The 20,976-nt window shown below is 62.2% G+C and carries 17 protein-coding genes; 9 read left to right on the top strand and 8 right to left on the bottom strand.

Annotation, left to right across the window (positions count from 1 at the left end; translation table 11 throughout):
- Positions 1-284: 284 nt before the first annotated feature.
- Positions 285-1,094, top strand: coding sequence for a hypothetical protein (locus ACOSV0_RS16140; protein ID WP_434107138.1), 810 nt, complete (start codon positions 285-287; stop codon positions 1,092-1,094).
- Positions 1,095-1,308: 214 nt separating this feature from the next.
- Here the strand turns inward: ACOSV0_RS16140 and ACOSV0_RS16135 are convergent, their stop codons facing one another.
- The gene (locus tag ACOSV0_RS16135; protein WP_007180614.1) at positions 1,309-1,515 is read right to left on the bottom strand and encodes a cold-shock protein; all 207 of its coding nucleotides are present in this window, start codon (positions 1,513-1,515) and stop codon (positions 1,309-1,311) included.
- A 553-nt stretch (positions 1,516-2,068) separates the two neighbouring features.
- Between ACOSV0_RS16135 and clpS the strand changes: the two genes are divergently transcribed.
- Together clpS and clpA are read left to right on the top strand one after the other, a co-directional pair.
- Entirely contained in the window at positions 2,069-2,383 is a 315-nt protein-coding gene (clpS, locus tag ACOSV0_RS16130; protein WP_006050100.1) for an ATP-dependent Clp protease adapter ClpS, read from the top strand.
- Entirely contained in the window at positions 2,380-4,677 is a 2,298-nt protein-coding gene (gene clpA / locus ACOSV0_RS16125; RefSeq protein WP_434107137.1) for an ATP-dependent Clp protease ATP-binding subunit ClpA, read from the top strand. The genes clpS and clpA overlap by 4 nt, the downstream gene beginning before the upstream one ends.
- 128 nt (positions 4,678-4,805) lie before the next feature.
- Here the strand turns inward: clpA and dut are convergent, their stop codons facing one another.
- The 6 genes from dut to ACOSV0_RS16095 form a co-directional block, all read right to left on the bottom strand.
- The gene (gene dut / locus ACOSV0_RS16120) at positions 4,806-5,252 is read right to left on the bottom strand and encodes a dUTP diphosphatase (protein ID WP_408235164.1); all 447 of its coding nucleotides are present in this window, start codon (positions 5,250-5,252) and stop codon (positions 4,806-4,808) included.
- A 14-nt stretch (positions 5,253-5,266) separates the two neighbouring features.
- The gene (locus ACOSV0_RS16115; RefSeq protein ID WP_434107136.1) at positions 5,267-6,286 is read right to left on the bottom strand and encodes an LLM class flavin-dependent oxidoreductase; all 1,020 of its coding nucleotides are present in this window, start codon (positions 6,284-6,286) and stop codon (positions 5,267-5,269) included.
- A gap of 81 nt (positions 6,287-6,367) precedes the next feature.
- Positions 6,368-7,582: a bifunctional phosphopantothenoylcysteine decarboxylase/phosphopantothenate--cysteine ligase CoaBC gene (gene coaBC, locus ACOSV0_RS16110; protein WP_434107135.1), complete on the bottom strand. Its 1,215-nt coding sequence runs from the start codon at positions 7,580-7,582 to the stop codon at positions 6,368-6,370.
- Between the two features lie 63 nt (positions 7,583-7,645).
- The gene (gene lspA, locus ACOSV0_RS16105; protein WP_434107134.1) at positions 7,646-8,152 is read right to left on the bottom strand and encodes a signal peptidase II; all 507 of its coding nucleotides are present in this window, start codon (positions 8,150-8,152) and stop codon (positions 7,646-7,648) included.
- Positions 8,152-10,989 carry an isoleucine--tRNA ligase gene (ileS, locus tag ACOSV0_RS16100; protein ID WP_434107133.1) on the bottom strand — a complete coding sequence of 946 codons (2,838 nt, stop codon included), beginning with the start codon at positions 10,987-10,989 and terminating at the stop codon, positions 8,152-8,154. The genes lspA and ileS overlap by 1 nt, the downstream gene beginning before the upstream one ends.
- Before the next feature lie 169 nt (positions 10,990-11,158).
- A complete protein-coding gene (locus tag ACOSV0_RS16095; RefSeq protein WP_434107132.1) occupies positions 11,159-12,154 on the bottom strand; it encodes a bifunctional riboflavin kinase/FAD synthetase in 996 nt (331 codons plus the stop codon).
- Positions 12,155-12,272: 118 nt separating this feature from the next.
- Here ACOSV0_RS16095 and purN point away from each other — a divergent pair, with 118 nt between their 5' ends.
- The 6 genes from purN to nadC all read left to right on the top strand — a co-directional run bounded on the left by purN (position 12,273) and on the right by nadC (position 19,191).
- Positions 12,273-12,926, top strand: a complete 654-nt coding sequence (purN, locus tag ACOSV0_RS16090; RefSeq protein ID WP_434107131.1) for a phosphoribosylglycinamide formyltransferase — start codon at positions 12,273-12,275, stop codon at positions 12,924-12,926.
- A complete protein-coding gene (locus ACOSV0_RS16085; RefSeq protein ID WP_434107130.1) occupies positions 12,923-14,182 on the top strand; it encodes an RsmB/NOP family class I SAM-dependent RNA methyltransferase in 1,260 nt (419 codons plus the stop codon). The genes purN and ACOSV0_RS16085 overlap by 4 nt, the downstream gene beginning before the upstream one ends.
- 73 nt (positions 14,183-14,255) lie before the next feature.
- Entirely contained in the window at positions 14,256-15,611 is a 1,356-nt protein-coding gene (locus ACOSV0_RS16080; RefSeq protein ID WP_434107129.1) for a mechanosensitive ion channel family protein, read from the top strand.
- Between the two features lie 202 nt (positions 15,612-15,813).
- Positions 15,814-17,010, top strand: coding sequence for a DesA family fatty acid desaturase (locus ACOSV0_RS16075; RefSeq protein ID WP_434107128.1), 1,197 nt, complete (start codon positions 15,814-15,816; stop codon positions 17,008-17,010).
- 142 nt (positions 17,011-17,152) lie between these two features.
- The gene (nadA, locus tag ACOSV0_RS16070; RefSeq protein ID WP_434107127.1) at positions 17,153-18,292 is read left to right on the top strand and encodes a quinolinate synthase NadA; all 1,140 of its coding nucleotides are present in this window, start codon (positions 17,153-17,155) and stop codon (positions 18,290-18,292) included.
- Positions 18,292-19,191: a carboxylating nicotinate-nucleotide diphosphorylase gene (gene nadC / locus ACOSV0_RS16065; RefSeq protein ID WP_434107126.1), complete on the top strand. Its 900-nt coding sequence runs from the start codon at positions 18,292-18,294 to the stop codon at positions 19,189-19,191. Before nadA ends, nadC begins: the two co-directional genes overlap by 1 nt.
- Positions 19,192-19,282: 91 nt before the next feature.
- Here nadC and nadB read toward each other — a convergent pair whose 3' ends face one another.
- On the bottom strand, positions 19,283-20,881 hold the full coding sequence (gene nadB, locus ACOSV0_RS16060) for an L-aspartate oxidase (RefSeq protein WP_434107125.1): 1,599 nt from the start codon (positions 20,879-20,881) through the stop codon (positions 19,283-19,285).
- Between the last annotated feature and the right edge of the window lie 95 nt (positions 20,882-20,976).

Below are 20,976 nucleotides of genomic sequence, written 5' to 3'. Positions count from 1 at the left end.
GGTTCTCCAGCCCGAATTCAAAACCCCGGCGCCGTGAGGCGGCCGGGGTTTTTTTTGCAGCATCCCAACCGCCTGCGCTCGACTTACGAATTTCCGTCGAGCCTTGCCAAATATCTGGCGATCGTTGCGGAAATTTCGCGGCGTCGCTTCGGACCGTTATTGAGATGTTTGCCGTGCGGAGTCGGGTACTTTACGCCCGTCGAAAATCGCGCCCACTTCCTGACGAGGCGCGGCACCCTGCCTGACTATTCAATCCCAGTCCCCTGCATGCGAGTGACAAAACAATGACCCACAAAGACCCCGTTGCCAATGTGTATGTCGCCACACCGAGCTATGGCGCCGTGGTGACGACCGACTATGTGCTCGGACTTCTCGACCTTTACGACACGGCGGCCCAGCATGGCTTCGGCGTCCAGATCAATTTCAACAGCTTCGACAGTTTGATCACTCGCGCGCGCAACACCATGGTCGCGGAATTTCTCGCCGACGATCGATTCACGCATCTCATGTGGATCGACGGCGACATCGGTTTCCAGGGCGCCGACGTTGTTCGCCTGCTGCAGGCTGACCGGCTGGTGGTGGCGGGCGTTTATCCGCTTAAAAACGACGGTTGGCCGGCCGCCGGTCTGGAGCAGGCCATCCCGGCCGGTTCGACCAAGGCCGATTTCCGCGCGCGCCACGCAATGTATCCCGCGGTGGCGCGCGCCGATGCGCTGGAGGTCGACGCCGAGGGCTTTCTCGATGTCCTCTATGCGCCCACCGGATTCATGCTGATCAGGCGCGAAGTATTTCTGACGCTGATGCAACGTTTTCCGGAGTTGCATTGCCGGACGAAGTTCGCGGGCCGTCCGGAGTTGGATATGGGTGAGCCGGCGGAATTCCTCTACGCGTTCTTCGACACCATGATCGACCCCGAGTCACACCTGTATCTCTCGGAGGATTATGCGTTTTGCCGGCTCATCGAAAGCATCGGCATTACGCCCGCAGTGGATGCGCGGTCGAATCTGCGCCACCAGGGCATTGCGGTGTATGAGGGTGACCTCGCCCGCAGTCTTGGCATCCAGCGCTCGACGGCGGATCTCACCGCCGGATAGCGGGCACGGCGAGGCAGGCACGGCGAAGCGCGCGAGGCTCGAAGCACGCCGGCCAGGGGTAAAACGAAAGCTTACGGAAAGGTGTCGGATTTCCGATAGTTGGGACGGCACTCGTCGCGCCGGCCGCGTCCGCGGGCGCGCGAGACTGGAGGGCGACGCCCAAAAAAGAAACCCGGCACGAAGCCGGGTTTCAAAGGACGGGTAACGAACAATATCAGGCAGGTGCCTGGATGTTCGATGCCTGTTTGCCTTTCGGGCCTTGCACGACCTCGAAGGTTACTTTTTGACCTTCCTTGAGGGTCTTGAACCCATTCATCTGGATGGCCGAGAAGTGTGCAAACAGATCCTCACCACCTTCGTCAGGCGTGATGAATCCGAAACCTTTTGCGTCATTGAACCATTTGACCGTACCAGTTGCCATTCCAACTTCCCCTGTAACTCATGTCACTACCACGAGCCCTCGAAAAGCTCGACGACCGCGTGATGCAGCCGCTCCCTCCTCACAAGCTCACCATCGGCATTTTTTCGATTTATGGCGCAGTGAAAAAAGTGCCAGCTTGATTGTTGAGGCTCTTTATTCGAGTGTCAAGAAAATTTTGAGACGTCGTTGTCGCGTTGCAAACAGGCGTTTTCCAGGGTTTTTACCGCTTTTATTTTGTTATGTGCGGTTGCCCAAGCGTGCCGTCTTGAAAAGTCGCATAATCGACTCACATGCTGTTCTGCGGGTCGCGCACCGGCCGCTGGCCGGGCGAGTGCCTTCAGCCAGTACTGGCAGGTTGTGCGATACTCGATCCGACTGCGGCGCAGCACGGCTGCGGCGCATCACAGGATAGGGGCCGGCTCCGCAATCGGCTCGTCGAATGACGCAACGCCGTGGGGCAATTTCCCATCGGGCGATAGCGAACGGGCTCACCGGCCGGTTGGCCGGGTTTTGACAGGATTGCGGGCCTGTCCTAGTTGTTTAGAATGGGTGTATGGCGATTATCCCGGACAAGCAGGACGGCACCGTACTGGAGCGGCAGGAAAAGAAGCTGAAGCCGCCTTCCATGTATAAGGTGGTGCTGCTGAATGACGACTTCACGCCAATGGAATTTGTCGTGATGATCGTGCAGGAATATTTCAATAAAGATCGTGAAACCGCAACACAGGTAATGTTGAAGGTGCATCGCGAGGGCAGGGGAGTTTGTGGGGTCTATACGCGGGACATCGCGTCGACCAAAGTCGAGCAAGTCGTTACCCACGCACGGCAGGCCGGGCATCCGCTGCAGTGTGTGATGGAGGAAGCATGATTGCCCAGGAACTGGAAGTCAGCCTGCACATGGCGTTCATGGAAGCACGCCAGGCGCGGCACGAGTTCATAACGGTCGAACATCTTTTGCTGGCACTGTTGGACAATCCAACAGCGGCGGAGGTGTTGCGTGCATGCGCGGCCAATATCGAGGATCTGCGCCAGAACCTGCGCAACTTCATTCATGACAACACGCCGACCGTGCCCGGCACGGACGACGTCGACACGCAGCCCACGCTGGGTTTCCAGCGTGTGATCCAGCGCGCGATCATGCATGTGCAATCCACCTCGAATGGCAAGAAGGAAGTGACCGGCGCGAATGTGCTGGTGGCGATCTTCGGCGAGAAGGATTCGCACGCGGTGTACTACCTGCAACAGCAGGGCGTGACGCGTCTGGACGTGGTGAATTTCATCTCGCACGGCATCGCCAAGACCAGCAGCACGGACGCCGCGAAAGCGAGCGACGCGAATGCCGAGTCCGACGAAGCCGCCGCGCAGAAAGAAACGCCGCTCGCCCAGTTCACGCAGAACCTGAACCAGATGGCGAAAGACGGCCGCATCGACCCGCTGATCGGGCGCGAGTCGGAAGTCGAGCGCGTGGTGCAGGTGCTATGCCGTCGCCGCAAGAACAATCCGCTGCTGGTCGGTGAGGCCGGTGTGGGTAAGACCGCGATCGCCGAAGGACTCGCCTGGCGCATTACGCGCGGCGAGGTACCGGATATTCTGGCCGATGCGCAGGTGTATTCGCTCGATATGGGCGCGCTGCTTGCCGGCACCAAATATCGCGGCGACTTCGAACAGCGCCTGAAGACGGTTCTCAAGGAATTGAAGGAACGTCCGCACGCAATCCTGTTCATCGACGAAATTCATACGCTGATCGGCGCGGGTGCCGCGTCGGGCGGCACGCTGGATGCATCGAATCTGCTGAAGCCGGCGTTGTCGTCGGGCACGTTGAAGTGCATCGGCGCGACTACCTTTACGGAATATCGTGGCATCTTCGAAAAAGACGCGGCGTTGTCGCGCCGTTTCCAGAAGGTCGACGTGACCGAGCCGACCGTCGAACAGACGGTGGCGATTCTGCGCGGCCTGAAGTCGCGCTTCGAAGAGCACCACGGCGTGAAGTATTCGTCGGGTGCGCTGTCGGCGGCGGCTGAATTGTCGGCACGCTTCATTACGGACCGTCACTTGCCGGACAAGGCGATCGACGTGATCGACGAAGCCGGCGCGGCGCAACGCATCCTGCCGAAGTCGAAGCAGAAGAAGACCATCGGCAAGAACGAGATCGAAGAAATCATCTCGAAGATTGCCCGTGTCCCGCCGCAAAGCGTGTCGCAAGACGATCGCAGCAAACTGCAAACGCTGGATCGCGATCTGAAGAGCGTGGTGTTCGGGCAAGACCCGGCTATCGACGCGCTATCGGCCGCGATCAAGATGGCGCGTGCGGGGCTCGGCAAGCTGGACAAGCCGATCGGCGCGTTCCTGTTCTCCGGCCCCACGGGCGTCGGCAAGACGGAAGTGGCGAAGCAACTGGCGTTCACGCTGGGGATCGAGCTGATCCGCTTCGACATGTCGGAATACATGGAGCGTCATGCGGTGAGCCGCTTGATCGGCGCGCCGCCGGGCTATGTCGGTTTCGACCAGGGCGGTCTGCTGACCGAAGCCGTCACGAAGAAGCCGCATTGCGTGCTGCTGCTCGACGAAATCGAGAAGGCGCATCCGGACATTTACAACGTGCTGCTGCAGGTGATGGACCACGGCACGCTGACGGACAACAATGGCCGCAAGGCGGATTTCCGCAACGTCATCATCATCATGACGACGAACGCGGGCGCAGAGGCCATGGGCAAGTCGGTGATCGGCTTCACGAATCGCCGGGAAACCGGCGACGAAATGGTCGACATCAAGCGCATGTTCACGCCGGAGTTCCGTAACCGTCTGGACGCAACGATCAGCTTCCGCTCGCTCGATGAAGAAATCATCATGCGTGTGGTCGACAAGTTCCTGATGCAACTGGAAGATCAGTTGCACGAGAAGAAGGTCGACGCGCTCTTCACCGACGCATTGCGGGCGCATCTCGCCAAGCACGGTTTCGATCCGTTGATGGGCGCGCGGCCGATGCAGCGCCTGATCCAGGACACGATCCGTCGCGCACTGGCCGACGAGTTGCTGTTCGGCAAGCTGATGAACGGCGGCCGCGTGACGGTCGACGTGGATTCGGAAGACAAGGTGCAGTTGACCTTCGACGAGCATCCGGCGCCGCGCAATCCGAATCCGGAAGCGGTTGAGGTTGAATAAGTCGGTCGAGTAAGCGTTTCAGTGTCATCTGAAAGCAGAACGGCGCGGGTTGAACCCCGCGCCGTTCTGCTTTTTGTGCTTTGGATTGCGTCACTTTGCGGTCTATGCCGCAAAGTGATACGGGATACTTAGTGCTTGCCCGTGCTGCCGAACCCACCCGCACCACGCTCGCTTTCCGCAAAATCATCCACGATATTGAACTCGGCCTGCACCACCGGCACGATCACCAGTTGCGCAAGGCGTTCCATCGGATTCAGCACGAACGTGGTCTCGCCGCGGTTCCACGTAGAAATCATCAGTTGCCCTTGGTAATCCGAATCGATCAGACCGACCAGGTTGCCCAGCACGATGCCGTGCTTATGACCCAGGCCCGAACGCGGCAGGATCAACGCCGCATAACCCGGATCGCCGACGTGAATCGCGAGGCCCGTCGGCACCAGTGCGGTCTCGCCGGGTTTCAGCGTCAATGGTTCGTCGAGGCAGGCGCGCAGGTCGAGGCCCGCGCTGCCCGTGGTTGCGTAGGCCGGGAGTTGGTCGCGCATGCGCGCATCGAGAATCTTCAGGTCAAGTTTCATGCAGGTTCGAAGGGTTAGGGAGTGGAGGTTGGGCGTCCGAGCTGGAACGCTTCGGCGAGAAGTTCATAGGAGCGCAGCCGGGCGCGGTAACTGCCCGCTACGGTGAGCACGATCAGTTCGTCGGCCTGGAACTGCTCCTGCAAGGCATGCAGCCGTTCAGTGACCGTTTCCGGCGTGCCGATGATGCTGCGCGGCTTCTCGCGGTCGATCACGAGCCGCTCGCGTTCACCGTACTCCTGCGCGATGCCTTGTTCGATTGTCGGAATCGGTTCGTTCAGACCATAAGCCATTTGCACACGACGAAGGTCGACCGCCTTTTCCAGATCGGCGGCTTCCTGCTCGGTGTCCGCGCAAATCACGAAGACGGCGGCGGCGAGATACGGCTGTTGCGTTTCCAGGCTGGCTTTGAAGCGCTCGCGATAGGCAAGCGCCACCTGGTGCCCGAAATGCGCGTTGATGAAATGCGCGAACGCAAAGCGGATGCCGAGTTGTGCCGCCAGCAGTCCGCCAAATTCGCTCGAACCGAGCATCCACAGTTGCGGGCGGGTGGCGATCTGCGGCTGCAGCAGCACACCGTGAGCGATGTGATCGTCAGGCAACGTGCCGTGCATCAGACCGACCAGGTCGGCAACCTGTTGCGGGAAAATGTCGCCGCGATTGTAGGCGCCGGCTGCGACCGCCTGCGCTGTTTGCATGTCGCCGCCTGGCGCACGGCCTACGCCGAGATCGATGCGATTCGGGAACAGCGCCTCGAGCATCATGAATTGCTCGGCGACTTTAAATGGGCTGTAGTACGGCAGCATCACGCCGCCGGAGCCGAGGCGAATGCGTTTGGTCACGCTGCCGAGGCGCGCCAGCATCACTTCGGGACAGGGATTCGATACGCCGCGCAAGCCGTGATGCTCGGCGCACCAGTAGCGCGTGTAGCCGAGATCGTCGGCAAGCTGCGCGAGTTCGACGGTGGCCGCAATCGCGTCCGCCACTGAGTGCCCGCCGATCACGGGCGTTTGATCGAGCACGGAAAGTAGCGTCATGTCAGTACTGCTCCAGATACAGATAATTCGGTGCGCTGGAGGCGCTTGCGGCGAACGCAGCTTGCGTCGCCGCGAGCGGCTTTAGCGGATCAGACTTGTGTCGGGCAGACGCTTCGCAATCTCAACAATCAGGGCGCGCGCGAGCGTCTGCTTGTCTGCGCGCGGCAGCTTCGTTGCACCACCTGCTTCGAACAGGATGACCTCGTTGTCGTCGAGCCCAAAAGTGAGCGGCCCGAGATTGCCGATCAGCAGCGGCACGTTCTTGCGCACGCGCTTTTCTTCGCCATGCACTTCGAGGTCGCCGCTTTCCGCTGCAAAGCCGACTGCAAACGGCGGATGCGGCAGCCTGGCGACCGCTGCGAGGATGTCGGGATTCTCGACAAACGTGAAAGTGGGCAGTGCGCGGTCGGCGGTTTTCTTGATCTTGTGATCGCTCGCGTGATCGACGCGCCAGTCGGCCACCGCAGCCACGCCGATGAAGATGTCGGCGTTGGCGACCGAGCGCATCACCGCGTCGTGCATCTGCTGGGCGGTTTGCACGTTTTCGCGGAACACGCCCCACGGCGTTTCCAACGCGACCGGACCGGCAACCAGATGCACCTCGGCGCCGGCTTGCTGCGCGGCGCGCGCCAGCGCAAAGCCCATCTTGCCGCTCGAACGATTGGTGATGCCGCGCACCGGATCGAGCGGTTCGAAGGTCGGGCCGGCGGTCAGCAGCACGCGACGGCCGGACAGGATCTTTGGTGAGAAGAATGACGCGATCGCTTCGTAAGTCGCGGCCGCTTCGAGCATGCGCCCGTCGCCGACTTCGCCGCATGCTTGCGGTCCCGAATCGGGGCCGAGCACTTCGATGCCGTCCGCGCGCAGCTGCGTGACGTTGCGTTGAGTGGCCGGGTTTTGCCACATCTGCCGGTTCATCGCCGGCACCACGAGCAGCGGACAATCGCGTGCGACACATAGGGTCGAGAGCAGATCGTCGGCCATGCCGTGCGCGAGTTTGGCGAGGAAGTCGGTCGAGGCGGGGGCAATGACGATCGCGTCGGCTTCACGCGACAGATCGATGTGCGCCATGTTGTTCGCCACGCGAGCGTCCCACTGGCTCGTGTAGACGGGGCGGCCGGAGAGCGCCTGCATCGTGACGGGGGTGATGAACTGCGTGGCCGCTTCGGTCATCACGATCTGCACGGTCGCGCCTGCCTTGATCAACAGGCGCGTGAGTTCGGCGATCTTGTAGCAGGCAATGCCGCCTGTCATGCCGAGGACGAGGTGTTTTCCTGCGAGTTCTGCGGTTGCCAACGAAAGCCTCCGACAAAGCGTGGTGGCCGGTGGTGGCACTGTCCACCGCCACCGGCCTTCTAACTACCGCGAGCCGCGCACGCGCCGCAACTCGTCGAGCACGAGCAGGATCGCGCCGATCGTGATTGCGCTGTCGGCGAGATTGAACGCCGGCCAGTGCCACGCGCGCACGTGAAAATCGAGAAAATCGATCACATGGCCGTACGCGAGCCGGTCGATCACATTGCCGAGCGCGCCGCCCAGAATCAGCGAGAGCGCCGTGCAGAACATCTTCTGTCCGCCGTGACGCTTGAGCAGATAGCAGATCACGAGCGCCGCGACCACGCCGAGCGCGGTGAACGCCCAGCGCTGCCAGCCGCCCGCCATCGCGAGGAAGCTGAAGGCGGCGCCACGGTTGTACACGAGGATCAGGTTGAAAAACGGCGCGACCTCATGCGGAACACCGTAGGCGAACACCTTCTGGACCGCGATCTTGGTGAGCTGATCGAACAGGATCACGATCAGCGCGACACCGAGCCACGGCGCCAGCGAACCACCGGCGGCTGACGTTTTCGACACGCTTCTTGCCATTATGCCGCGCTCCTCGTTTCGCCGTTGCCGAACAGATTGCTGAAGCAGCGGCCGCACAGGGTGGGGTGCTCGGCGTTGTCGCCGACGTCCGCGCGATAGTGCCAGCAGCGTTCGCACTTCAGATACTTCGAGGCGACCACTTCGACGCCTTCTTCCGCTTCGCTGTCGACCTTCACGACGTTCGCCGCCGACGTGATCAGCACGAACTTCAGGTCGTCGGCGAGGCTCGTGAGCGCGTCGTAACGCGCGCCGCTCGCGCGGATTTCAACTTCCGCCTGCAGCGACGAACCGATCAGGTTCGCCACACGGGCTTCTTCCAGCGCCTTGGTCACGTCGCTACGCGCGGCGCGCAGCAGCGTCCATTTGTCGAGCAGGTCGCCGGCTTGCGGCACCGCCGGGAACGCGTGATAGGTCTCGGTGAAGATCGTTTCGCTGTTCGGCGAAAAGATCTTCCATGCTTCTTCAGCCGTGAACGACAGGAACGGCGCCATCAGGCGCAGCAGACCGTGGGCGATGTGATACAGCGCGGTCTGGGCCGAACGGCGTGCGACGGAGTCAGGCGCCGTGGTGTACAGACGGTCCTTCAGCACGTCCAGGTAGAAGCCGCCCAGGTCTTCCGAGCAGAACGTCTGCAGCTTCGCGACCACCGGGTGGAACTCGTACCTGTCGTAGTGCGTGAGGATGTCGTTCTGCAGATTCGCCGACAGCGCCACCGCGTAACGATCGATCTCGAGCCAGTCTTCGACCGGACGCGCGTGTTGCGCGAAGTCGAAGTCCGACAGGTTCGCGAGCAGGAAGCGCAGCGTGTTGCGGATGCGGCGATAGCTTTCCGTTACACGTTTCAGGATTTCTTCGGAGATCGCCAGTTCGCCCGAATAGTCGGTCGAAGCGATCCACAAACGGATGATTTCCGCGCCGAGCCGGTTCGCCACTTCATGCGGGTCGATCCCGTTGCCGAGCGACTTGCTCATCTTGCGGCCTTCGCCGTCCACGGTGAAGCCGTGCGTGAGCAGCGCGTTGTAGGGCGGGCGGCCGTCGAGCATCGAAGCGGTCAGCAGCGACGAGTGGAACCAGCCGCGGTGCTGGTCCGAGCCTTCCAGATACAGGTCGGCCGGAAACTGCAGCTCGTCTTTATGCGAGCCGCGCAGCACGTGCCAGTGCGTGGTGCCCGAGTCGAACCAGACGTCGAGCGTGTCGCGGTTCTTTTCGTACATGTTGGCGTCGTCGCCGAGCAGTTCGCGCGGGTCGAGCGTTTGCCATGCTTCAATGCCGGCCTTTTCGACGCGTTGCGCGACTTCTTCGAGCAATTCCAGCGTGCGCGGATGCAGCTCGCCGGTTTCCTTGTGGACGAAGAACGCCATTGGCACGCCCCATTGACGCTGACGCGACAGCGTCCAGTCCGGGCGATTCGCGATCATGCTGAACAGGCGCTGCTTGCCCCACGACGGGTAGAAGGCGGTGTTCTCGATGCCTTCGAGCGCGGTTTCGCGCAGCGTCTTGTCGGTGTCGTTCGGCTTCACGTCCATGCCGGCGAACCATTGCGAGGTTGCGCGGTAGATGATCGGCGTCTTGTGGCGCCAGCAGTGCATGTAGCTGTGCGTGTACTTCTCGGTGCGCAGCAGCGAGCCGGCAGCCTGCAGGGCTTCGACGATCTGCGGATTGGCCGCCCAGATCGACAGGCCGCCGAACAGCGCGAGCGATTCGATATAACGGCCGTCGCCCATCACCGGGTTGATGATGTCCGAATCCGCCATGCCGTGCGCCTTGCACGACACGAAGTCTTCCACGCCGTATGCCGGCGACGAGTGCACCACACCCGTACCGGATTCAGTTGTCACGTAGTCGCCGAGGTAGACCGGCGCCGTGCGCTTATAGCTCGGATGGGCGGACGCGAGCGGATGGTTGAAGCGCAGGTTGACGAGTTTCGCGCCCGGCGTGGTGGCGACAATCGTGCCTTCAAGGCCGTACTGCTTCAGGCAGGCTTCAACGCGTTCTTCCGCGAGGATCAGCAAACCGCGCGGCGTATCGACCAGCGCGTAGACGATTTCCGGATGCAGGTTCAGCGCCTGGTTGGCGGGGATGGTCCACGGCGTGGTGGTCCAGATCACGATGCCGCCTTCGTTGCGCGGCAGCGCGTTCAGGCCGAAGGCCTGCGCGGTCTTTTCCGGTTCCGCGAAGCTGAACAGCACGTCGATGGTCGGATCGGTCTTGTCCTTGTACTCGACTTCCGCTTCGGCCAATGCCGAGCCGCAGTCGAAACACCAGTTGACCGGCTTCAGGCCGCGGAACACGTAGCCCTTTTCGAGGATCTTCGCGAGCGCGCGGATTTCGCCGGCCTCGTTCGTGAAGTTCATCGTCTTGTACGGGTTGTCCCAGTCGCCGAGCACGCCCAGACGGCGGAAGCCGACCTTCTGCTTCTCGATCTGTTCGGTCGCGTAAGCACGCGCCTTCTGCATGACTTCAGCGGCCGGCAACGACTTGCCGAACTGCTTTTCGATCTGGATTTCGATCGGCATGCCGTGGCAGTCCCAGCCCGGCACGTAGGCCGCGTCGAAGCCCGCCAGGTTGCGCGCCTTGACGACCATGTCCTTGAGGATCTTGTTCACCGCGTGGCCGAGGTGGATGTCGCCGTTCGCATACGGCGGGCCGTCGTGCAGGATGAACTTCTTGCGGCCTTTGCTGGCCGCGCGGATCGTCTCGTAGACCTTGCGTTCCTGCCATTCCTTGACCCATTGCGGCTCGCGCTTGGGCAGGTCGCCACGCATCGGGAACGGCGTGTCGAGCAGGTTGACCGGGTAGCGTGACTGCGGTTTCGAATCGGCTTTCTTATTGCTCATGATGAGGTCGCGGTGAATTCTTTCTAAGCGCAGCGAAGCTGCGGTATGCGCATGAAGCGCAGGGCGTTGGGCGCGCCCGGCAGGCATGTGGCGTAATCCACGGACGCCTTTCGATGCGCGCAGCGGTGGGTACATGCAGCACTTGGCGCGCTTGCATGTACCGCGGCGGCTATCTAATTCGGTCGGTGGCCGACGTGGCGAAACCGGTGGAGCGGCTGCCCGGCGTGCCGGCGCCGACAGCCGCGAACCATGCGCGGGCATTGGCGACGTCGCGCGCGATGGCGGCGGTCAGCGTTTCGAGGTCGACGTATTTTTCCTCGTCGCGCAGCTTTTTCAGGAATTCGACGCGCACGAGCTTGCCGTACGCATCGCCGTGCCAGTCGAGCAGATGCACTTCGAGCAGCACACGGCCGGAATCGTCGACGGTGGGGCGCAGACCGAGGCTGGCGACGCCGGGCAACGGTTCATCCGCCACGCCATGCACGCGCACCACGAAAATACCGGCCAGCGCCGGACGTTTGTGCGCGATTGCCAGATTGAGCGTGGGGAAACCGAGGTCGCGGCCGAGCTTCATGCCGTGCACGACGTGGCCGCTGATCAGGTAGTCGCGGCCCAGCGCGGCGCGCGCCGAGTCGAGATCGCCCGCCACCAGCGCCGCGCGTACGCCCGAGCTGGAAATGCGCGCGCCGGACGGATCGGCCACGGTTGCCATCTGTTCCACTTCGAAACCGTACTGCTGGCCCGCGGCCTTGAGCGACGCGAAATCGCCCGCGCGCTTGGCGCCGTAGCGGAAGTCGTCGCCGATCATCACCCAGCGCGCGTGCAGTCCGTTGACGATGATCCGTTCGACAAACGCATCCGGCGACTGGCTCGCGAAGGTGTGATTGAAATGCTCGACCACGACCCGGTCGACACCGTTGGTGCGCAGCGCCTCGAGCTTGTCGCGCAGCATGGCGATTCGCGGCGGCGCGCCAGCGGGATTGAAGAATTCGCGCGGGTGCGGCTCGAAGGTCATCACGCAGACGGGCAGGCCGCGTGCATCGGCTGCGGCCCGGACGTGGGCGAGCAAAGCCTGATGGCCGCGGTGGACACCGTCGAAGTTGCCGATGGTCAGTGCGCAGGGCGCACGGCTTTCAGCATTGGGAAGACCGCGGAAGACTCTCACGATAACGGGTTTGAGGTAGGGCGGGCGAGGTGCCGCAAAACAAACGATTATAAACGCTCAGCGCACGAGACGGCGGCGCGTCGCCGTTTCAGTGCCCCCCGAATGATAAAATCCGCGGATGAAAAAACTCGTCATCCTGATTTCCGGACGGGGAAGCAACATGGAAGCTATCATTCGCGCCTGCGCGGACGAAGGCTGGGCGGCGCAAGTCGCCGCTGTGATTGCCAACCGTCCTGACGCCGCGGGCCTTGCGTTCGCTGCGTCGCACGGCATTGCCACGGCGGTGGTCGACCACCGCCAGTTTTCCGATCGCGACAGTTTCGACGCCGCGCTGGCGCAAGAAATCGACAGTTTCGCGCCTGATCTGGTCGTGCTCGCCGGCTTCATGCGGGTGCTCACGGCCGGTTTCGTCGACCATTACGCGGGGCGCATGCTGAATGTGCACCCGTCGCTGCTGCCGAGCTTTCCGGGTCTGAAAACCCATCAACAGGCACTTGACGCCGGCGTGCGGCTGCACGGCGCGTCGGTGCATTTTGTCACGTCGCAGCTGGATCACGGGCCGATCGTCGCGCAGGCGGCCGTCCCCGTTGAGGCTGGCGACACCCCTGCCACGCTCGCCGAACGCGTGCTGGCAACCGAACACATTATTTATCCACGCGCGGTGCGCTGGTTCGTCGAAGGGCGTCTTGCTCTCGACGGCTTGCGTGTCACGCTTACGCCGCCGGAGCCGCAATGGCTCTTTGCCGGTCACACCGCCGGAGAGGGCGCATGAGATTACATGGTTTTTTGATTGGACAAACCGAGACGCTGCTGGCTGACGTCCTGAAGCTGAACGGCCCGGCCGACGCCACCACGAGCCGCTTTTTCCGCGCGCATCCGAAGCTCGGTCACGGCGAGCGCGGCGTGATCGCCGAGGCGGTCTTCGCGGTGCTGCGCCGCCGGATGGAATTCGCCCATCTGGCCGAAGGCGGCGCGGGCAGCCCGGCGCGCCGGATGGCCTTGCTGGGACTGATGCAAACGGCCGGCCGCACGGCCCTCAAGCCGTTCTTGTCGGACACCGAGTCGCACTGGCTCGAACACGTCGCGAAGATCGACCCGGAAAGCCTGCCGCTGCGGATTCGCCTGAATCTGCCCGACTGGATCTATCAGGCGCTTTCCAAACGCTTCGAACCCGCGGAACTGGCGCAACTGGCCGCCGCGCTGAACTATCCGGCGCCGCTGGACCTGCGCGCGAACCCGATCAAGGCAAGCCGCGACGACGTGCTGAACGCGCTCGCGAAGGCCGGCATCGAAGGTGGCGCGACGCCTTTCGCACCGTTCGGCGTGCGGGTGGTCGGCAAGCCGCCGCTTACCAAGCTGGACGCGTTCCAGCACGGCTGGGTCGAAGTCCAGGACGAGGGCAGCCAGTTGCTGTGCTCGCTGGTTGCGCCCAAGCGCGGCGAAATGATTGTGGACTTCTGCGCGGGCGCCGGTGGCAAGACGCTGGCGTTGGGCGCGGCGATGCGCTCGACCGGCCGTCTGTACGCCTTCGACATCTCCGAGCGTCGTCTGGCCAAGCTCAAGCCGCGCCTTGCGCGCAGCGGCCTGTCGAACGTGAATCCGGTGCTGATCGACAGCGAACACGATGCGAAGATCAAGCGTCTGGCCGGCAAAATCGATCGCGTGCTGGTCGATGCGCCGTGCAGTGGCCTGGGTACGCTGCGCCGTAATCCGGACCTGAAGTGGCGCCAGTCGCCGGAATCGGTCGCCGAACTGGCGCCGAAGCAGGCCTCGATTCTCGCCAGCGCCTCGCGTCTGGTGAAGAAGGGCGGCCGCCTCGTCTACGCAACCTGCTCGATTCTGGAAGCCGAAAACGAAGCCGTCGTGCAGCAGTTCCTGGCCGACCATCCGGACTTCGCTTTGGTGCCGGCGCGCGACGTGCTCGCCGAGCAGCGCATCGATCTGGAAATGGGCGATTACCTGTCGCTGTGGCCGCACCTTCACGCCACTGACGGCTTCTTCGCAGCCGTGCTGGAACGCCAGAGCTAAACGCAACGGGCTATCTGCCGGCTCGTCCGGGTTCTATTCCTGAACCCGGCGCGCCGGCGATTTCGGCGACATCATGCAAAACCGCATTTTTCCTCACATGTTCGGCGACCTCGCGCGCGACTTCGGCCAGCCAGTCATGCTGTGGCAGGTCGGCGTGCTGCTCGGCACGCTCCTTGTCGCATGGCTGCTCGCGCGTCTGCTGCGCCGCACGCTCGATCTGCGGCGCCAGACGCGTTACCAGACCCTGCGTTTCGGCGCGGAAAGCCTGAACCGCGCGTTTTTTCCGCTGATCGGAGCGGTGCTCGTGTGGCTCGCGCAGGCGATCACCGGCCAGTTCATGCACACCGCGCTGCTCGATCTGGCGCTGGTGCCGCTGTTCGGTATTGGCTTGATTTACATCGTGTTTTTCCTCGCGCGGCGGGTCTTCAGCCAAGACGGCGCGAATCATCCATGGCTGTTTCTGGTCGAGAAACTCGTCTCGCTGGTCGTCTGGATCGGCATGGTGCTCACCGTGATGGGCATTCAGGACGACGTGATCGACTGGATGGGCAGCGTGCGCTTCAGGGTCGCGAACGCGCACATGACGCTGCTTTCGCTCACTACGGGCCTCCTGTGGGTGTGCGTGACGATGATCGTCGCGATGTGGCTCGGCGCCACATTCGAAGACCGCCTGATGCGTTCAACCACGCTCGATGCCAACCTCAAGGTGGTGGTGGCGCGAGTGGGGCGTGCTGCGTTCGTGCTGGCGGCGGTGCTGATCAGCCTGTCGCTGGTCGGCATCGACATCACGGTGCTGGGCGTGTTCGGTGGCGCGCTGGGTGTGGGGCTCGGGTTCGGCTTGCAGAAGATCGCCAGCAACTATGTTTCGGGTTTCATCATTCTGATCGACCGCTCGCTGCGTATTGGCGACACGATCAACGTCAGCGGCCTGCAGGGCATGGTCACGCAGATCCGCACGCGCTATACGGTGGTGCGTGGACTGGACGGCATCGAAACGCTGATTCCGAACGAAAAGCTGATTACGGACGTGGTGCAGAACCAGTCCTCCTATCTGACGCGTGGCCACGCCAAGTTGGCCGTGCAGGTCGCCTATACCTCCGACGTCGAGCAGGCGATGGCGCTGCTGGTCCAGGCCACGCAGGATGTCGCGCGAGTACTGCAGGAACCGGCGCCCACGCCCTATCTTGCGAGCTTCGGCACGGACGGCATCAATCTCGAACTGGGCTTCTGGATCGAAGACGCGGCGATGGGCACCTCCGGCGTGCGCTCGGCCGTCAATCGCAATATCTGGCGCTTGTTCTCCGAGCACGGCATCTCGATTCCTTTCGCGCAACGCGAAGTGCGAATCGTCGGCAACGTGAGCGACGCGATGCCGCAGGCGGTAACAATGACCGCTCCCGCGGCCAATCAGGCCGACAGCGCCCGCTGACGGTGCTTCGAACCCGCCGGCTGGTCTCAGAATGACCTCCGGCGTGTTCCATCTTGTTGATGTCACACAAAAAATCCCTATTTGTTACAAACACTTGGAACGCTTCAAGTAGAATATCGTCCAATCCCGCTGTATGCTTTCACTTTCTTGACACACGCATTTCGCGTGTGTCTGGCGTCTCTTGTTCCACAGGTAAATTGCCTTGTTGAATTCCTTGCTTGATTTCCTTGCCCACGGCTTGCTCCACTTCTCGTGGTGGCAACTTGTGCTGTACACCCTGATCGCGACGCACATCACGATCATCGGCGTGACGGTTTATCTGCATCGCTGCCAGGCGCACCGCGCACTGGAGCTGCATCCGATCGTCAGTCATTTTTTCCGCTTCTGGCTGTGGATGACCACCGGCATGCTGACCGGCCAATGGGCCGCGATCCATCGTAAGCACCACGCCAAGTGCGAGACCGAAGAAGATCCGCACAGCCCGCAAACGCGCGGCATCTGGAAGGTGTTGCTCGAAGGCGCGGAACTGTACCGTTCCGAAGCCAAGAATGAAGAAACGATGCGCAAATTCAGTCACGGCACGCCGAACGACTGGATGGAACACAACGTCTACACCAGGTACCCGATCCTCGGCGTGAGCCTGATGATGGTGCTGAACGTCGCGCTGTTCGGCGTCGTCGGTTTGACCATCTGGGCTGTGCAGATGGTGTGGATTCCGTTCTGGGCAGCCGGCGTGGTCAACGGCCTTGCGCACTGGTGGGGCTACCGCAATTTCAACTCGTCGGATGCCAGCACCAACATCTTCCCGTGGGGCATCATCATCGGCGGTGAAGAGTTGCATAACAATCACCACACGTATGCGACGTCGGCCAAGCTGTCGAACAAGTGGTACGAGTTCGATATCGGCTGGATGTACATCCGCATCATGTCGGCGTTTCGTCTGGCCAAGGTGAAGAAGGTCGCGCCTACGCCGCGTCTGACCTCGGGCAAGCTGGTTCTCGATCAGGATACGCTGCAAGCCGTGCTGGCGAATCGCTACGAAGTGATGGCGCGTTACGGTAAGGCGCTCAAGCGCGCTTACCGCCAGGAGCTGGCTCATCTGAAGGAAGTCGGCGCGCGCGAGAAGTACCAGGTGATGCGCGGTGCGCGTAGCTGGTTCCACAAGGAAGAAGCAGGTCTCGACGAGCCGCAGAAGCGCCAGTTGCCGCAGATCTTCGCGAACAGCCAGAAGCTCAAGACCTATATCGACATGCGCAACGAACTGGCAGCGATGTGGGAGCGCTCGAATGCGTCGCGCGATCAATTGCTGATTCAGTTGCAAGACTGGTGTCATCGCGCTGAGCAGAGCGGTATTAAAGCGCTGCAAGAATTCGCGATGCGTCTGCGCCGTTATGCTTGATCGCATGCCTGAACGCGAAATCCTTTAAAATTTCGTTACGTCACAAAACCCCGCGTTGGCGGGGTTTTGCTTTTTGGGCGGCGGATATGTCAACGGCACACGATTGACAGTCCGCAGCGGCAGAGCGAGGGCAGAGGAGATCATGGATCAGCAGGCGATCAGGACCGTCGAATACGACCGGCCACAGGCGCAGGGCACGGCCTGCGGGATCGGGCAGGCGTGGGCGAAGGTGCCCGACATGCCGTCGGCGGAACAGAAGGTGGCGCTGAAGGAGCGCATCCGCGCATTGCTTAAGCGCGAGAAAGCGGTGCTCGTCGCGCATTACTACGTCGACGCGGAATTGCAGGAGCTCGCCGACGAAACCGGCGGCTGCGTGGCTGACTCGCTGGAGATGGCGCGCTTTGGCCGCGATCACGAGGCACAAACGCTGGTGGTGGCGGGCGTGCGCTTCATGGGCGAGACCGCGAAAATACTCAGCCCGGACAAGCGCATTCTGATGCCCGATCTCGATGCAACCTGTTCGCTCGATCTGGGTTGTCCTGTCGATGAATTCTCGGCTTTCTGTGACGCTCACCCGGATCGCACGGTGGTTGTGTACGCGAACACCAGCGCGGCCGTCAAGGCGCGTGCGGACTGGATGGTGACGTCGTCGATCGGGCTGGAAATCGTTGCCGATCTGCACGCACGCGGCGAAAAGATTATCTGGGCGCCGGATCGGCACCTCGGCAGCTATATCCAGAGCAAGACCGGCGCTGACATGCTGCTGTGGCAGGGCTCGTGTCTCGTGCACGACGAATTCAAAGGCATTGAACTCGATCTGCTGCGCGCTGAATATCCGGGCGCGAAAGTGCTGGTGCATCCGGAGTCGCCGGCTAACGTTGTCGCGCAAGCGGACGTGGTGGGTTCGACCACCCAGTTGATCGACGCAGCGCAAAAACTCGACGCGACGCATTTCATCGTGGCGACCGATCTCGGCATTCTGCACAAGATGCAACTCGCCGCGCCCGGCAAGACCCTGATCGCCGCGCCCACGGCCGGCAACAGCGCGACCTGCAAGAGCTGCGCGCATTGCCCGTGGATGGCGATGAACGGCCTCGCCAATCTGGCCGAAGTGCTCGAGCGCGGCCACAACGAAATTTTCGTCGATCGAGCGATCGGCGAGCGGGCGCGTCTGCCGATCGACCGGATGCTCGACTTCGCGGCGCGTCACAAGACGCGCGTGCAAGCCAGCGGCGATCTTGCGCGCGACACGCAACTGTATTCGAACGTGGGAGCAGCGTAATGGGAGCGGTGGAACGCAATCGGGTCGAGGCGGTCTCGCCGCTGTTCGCGGAGATTCATGCGCAGTACGGCGCCGCGTTCGATGCCGCGTTGGCGCGCAACGTTGCCGATGCGCTGGCCGAAGATATTGGCGCAGGCGATCAGACTGGCCGCCTTGTCCCCGCAGACGACGTGCGCGATGCACGCATCATCGTGCGCGAAGATGCCGTGCTGTGCGGCGTGCCGTGGTTCAACGCGGTGATGCGCCAGGTCGATCCTCGTATCGACGTGCAGTGGCGTTATCGCGAGGGCGACCGGATGACCATGGATACGCCGGTTTGCGAGCTGCGCGGGCCGGTCCGTGCGTTGTTGACCGCTGAACGCAATGCGCTGAATTTCCTGCAGCTGCTGTCGGGCGTGGCGAGCGCAACGCGCCGCTATGTCGACGCTATTGCTCACACCCAAACGCGCATCCTCGATACGCGCAAGACCTTGCCGGGTTTGCGGCTCGCGCAAAAATACGCAGTGCGCGTGGGCGGCGGGGCGAATCAGCGGCTCGCTTTGTACGACGGCATTCTGATCAAGGAAAACCATATCGCGGCAGCGGGCGGCGTCGGCGCGGCAATGGATGCGGCACTCGCGCTGAATGCGGGCGTGTCGATCCAGATCGAAGTCGAAACGCTGGAGCAATTGGAAACCGCGCTGGCGCATCGCGCGCAATCCATTCTGCTGGACAACTTTTCGTTCGATGCGATGCGCGACGCAGTTCGTATCACGGCAGGGCGGGCGGTGCTGGAAGTGTCCGGTGGCGTGAACTTCGAGACGGTGCGGACCATCGCGGAAACGGGCGTCGATCGCGTGTCGATCGGTGCGCTGACCAAAGATGTTCGGGCGACGGATTACTCGATGCGGATCGTCTGAGCCGCGTGCGCTCAAGCTTAAGGTTGGGCAATCAGTGAAAAGGCCATCGCCGGGAAACCGGCGATGGCCTTTTCATTTCAGTTTCAGGGGATCACACGTTGCGGTTACGCACATGCTCCGGCGACAACACTGTCGGCAGTGCCTTAGGCAAGGTAGTCGGCCAATCGCGGCTGAAGTGCAGGCCGCGGCTTTCACGCCGTGAGCGCGCGCCTTCGACGATCAGCGACGCCACGTCGACCAGATTGCGCAGTTCGAGCAAATCGCGGCTCACCTTGAAATTCGCGTAATACTCGTGAATCTCGTCACGGAGCAGGGCAAGCCGATGCTTGGCTCGCGCGAGTCGCTTGTCCGTACGCACAATGCCGACGTAGTTCCACATCAAGCGGCGCAGCTCATCCCAATTGTGCGCGACCACGACTTCTTCGTCCGGATCGGACACACGGCTCTCGTCCCAGTCCGGCAGCGGTGCGTGGACAACGGCGCTGAAACCTTCATCTTCGATGGCCTGCGCAGCGGAGCGTCCGATCACAAGGCATTCGAGCAAGGAGTTGCTGGCAAGCCGGTTCGCACCGTGCAGGCCTGTGCATGACGTTTCACCCACCGCATAGAGGCCCGCGAGGTCGGTCCGGCCTGCCAGATCGGTTACGACGCCGCCGCATGTGTAGTGCGCGGCAGGCACAACCGGGATCGGCTCTTTGGTGATGTCGATGCCGAATTCGAGGCAGCGGGCCAGGATTGTCGGGAAGTGTTCGCGCAGAAATTCAGGCGACTGATGGCTGATGTCGAGATACACGCAATCGATACCGCGTTTCTTGATCTCGAAGTCGATTGCACGCGCGACGATGTCGCGTGGCGCGAGTTCGGCGCGTTCGTCGTGATTCGGCATGAAGCGTGTGCCGTCCGGCAGCTTCAGAAGGCCGCCTTCACCGCGCACCGCTTCCGAGATCAGGAACGACTTCGCATACGGATGGAACAGGCAGGTCGGATGGAACTGGATGAATTCCATGTTCGACACGCGGCAGCCCGCGCGCCAGGCCATCGCAATACCGTCACCGGTCGCGGTGTCGGGATTGGTGGTGTACAGATAGACCTTGCCGGCGCCGCCGGTGGCGAGCACGGTATGCGGCGCCTCGATTGTGACGGTGCGGCCGCTTTGCAGATCGAGTGCATACAGGCCGTGGCAGCGACGGCCAGGCAGGCCGAGGCGGTCGGACGTGATCAGATCGATCGCGTAGTGGTCTTCGAGCAGGGTGATGTTCGGATGATGGCGTACACGCTCGCTGAGCGTAGCGACCACGGCATGGCCCGTTGCATCCGCAGCATGAATGATCCGGCGATGGCTATGGCCGCCTTCGCGTGTCAGATGAAAACCGAGTTCCGCGGCGTCGTCTTTGGTGAACGGCACGCCTTGGTCAATCAGCCATTCGATCGCGGCACGCCCGTGTTCGACGATAAAGCGCGTTGCCGCCTCGTCGCACAGCCCGCCGCCAGCGATCAGTGTGTCACGCACATGGTTTTCGATGCTGTCCGCCGAATCCAGTACGGCGGCGATCCCGCCTTGCGCCCAATCGCTCGCACCTTCGGTCATCGATCGCTTGGCGACCACCGCAACCCGCCGGGTCTCCGCGAGATTGAGCGCGACGCTCAAACCAGCCAGACCGCTACCGACAATCGCTACATCGAATTCCATCGCCTGCATCTCCGTCTTTCGTTTTTGCCGTGGCGGCATGCTGTGTGCATGCCGCTAAAACGAGAAAGGATACGCGTCGCGACGAATGAGGGAAA

The sequence above is a fragment of the Paraburkholderia caffeinilytica genome, from assembly GCF_051027425.1.
In the GTDB taxonomy this organism is placed as follows: Bacteria; Pseudomonadota; Gammaproteobacteria; order Burkholderiales; family Burkholderiaceae; genus Paraburkholderia; species Paraburkholderia caffeinilytica_A.
The sequence above is the reverse complement of the archived record's forward strand: the minus strand, read 5'-3'. Positions and strand labels throughout refer to the sequence as shown.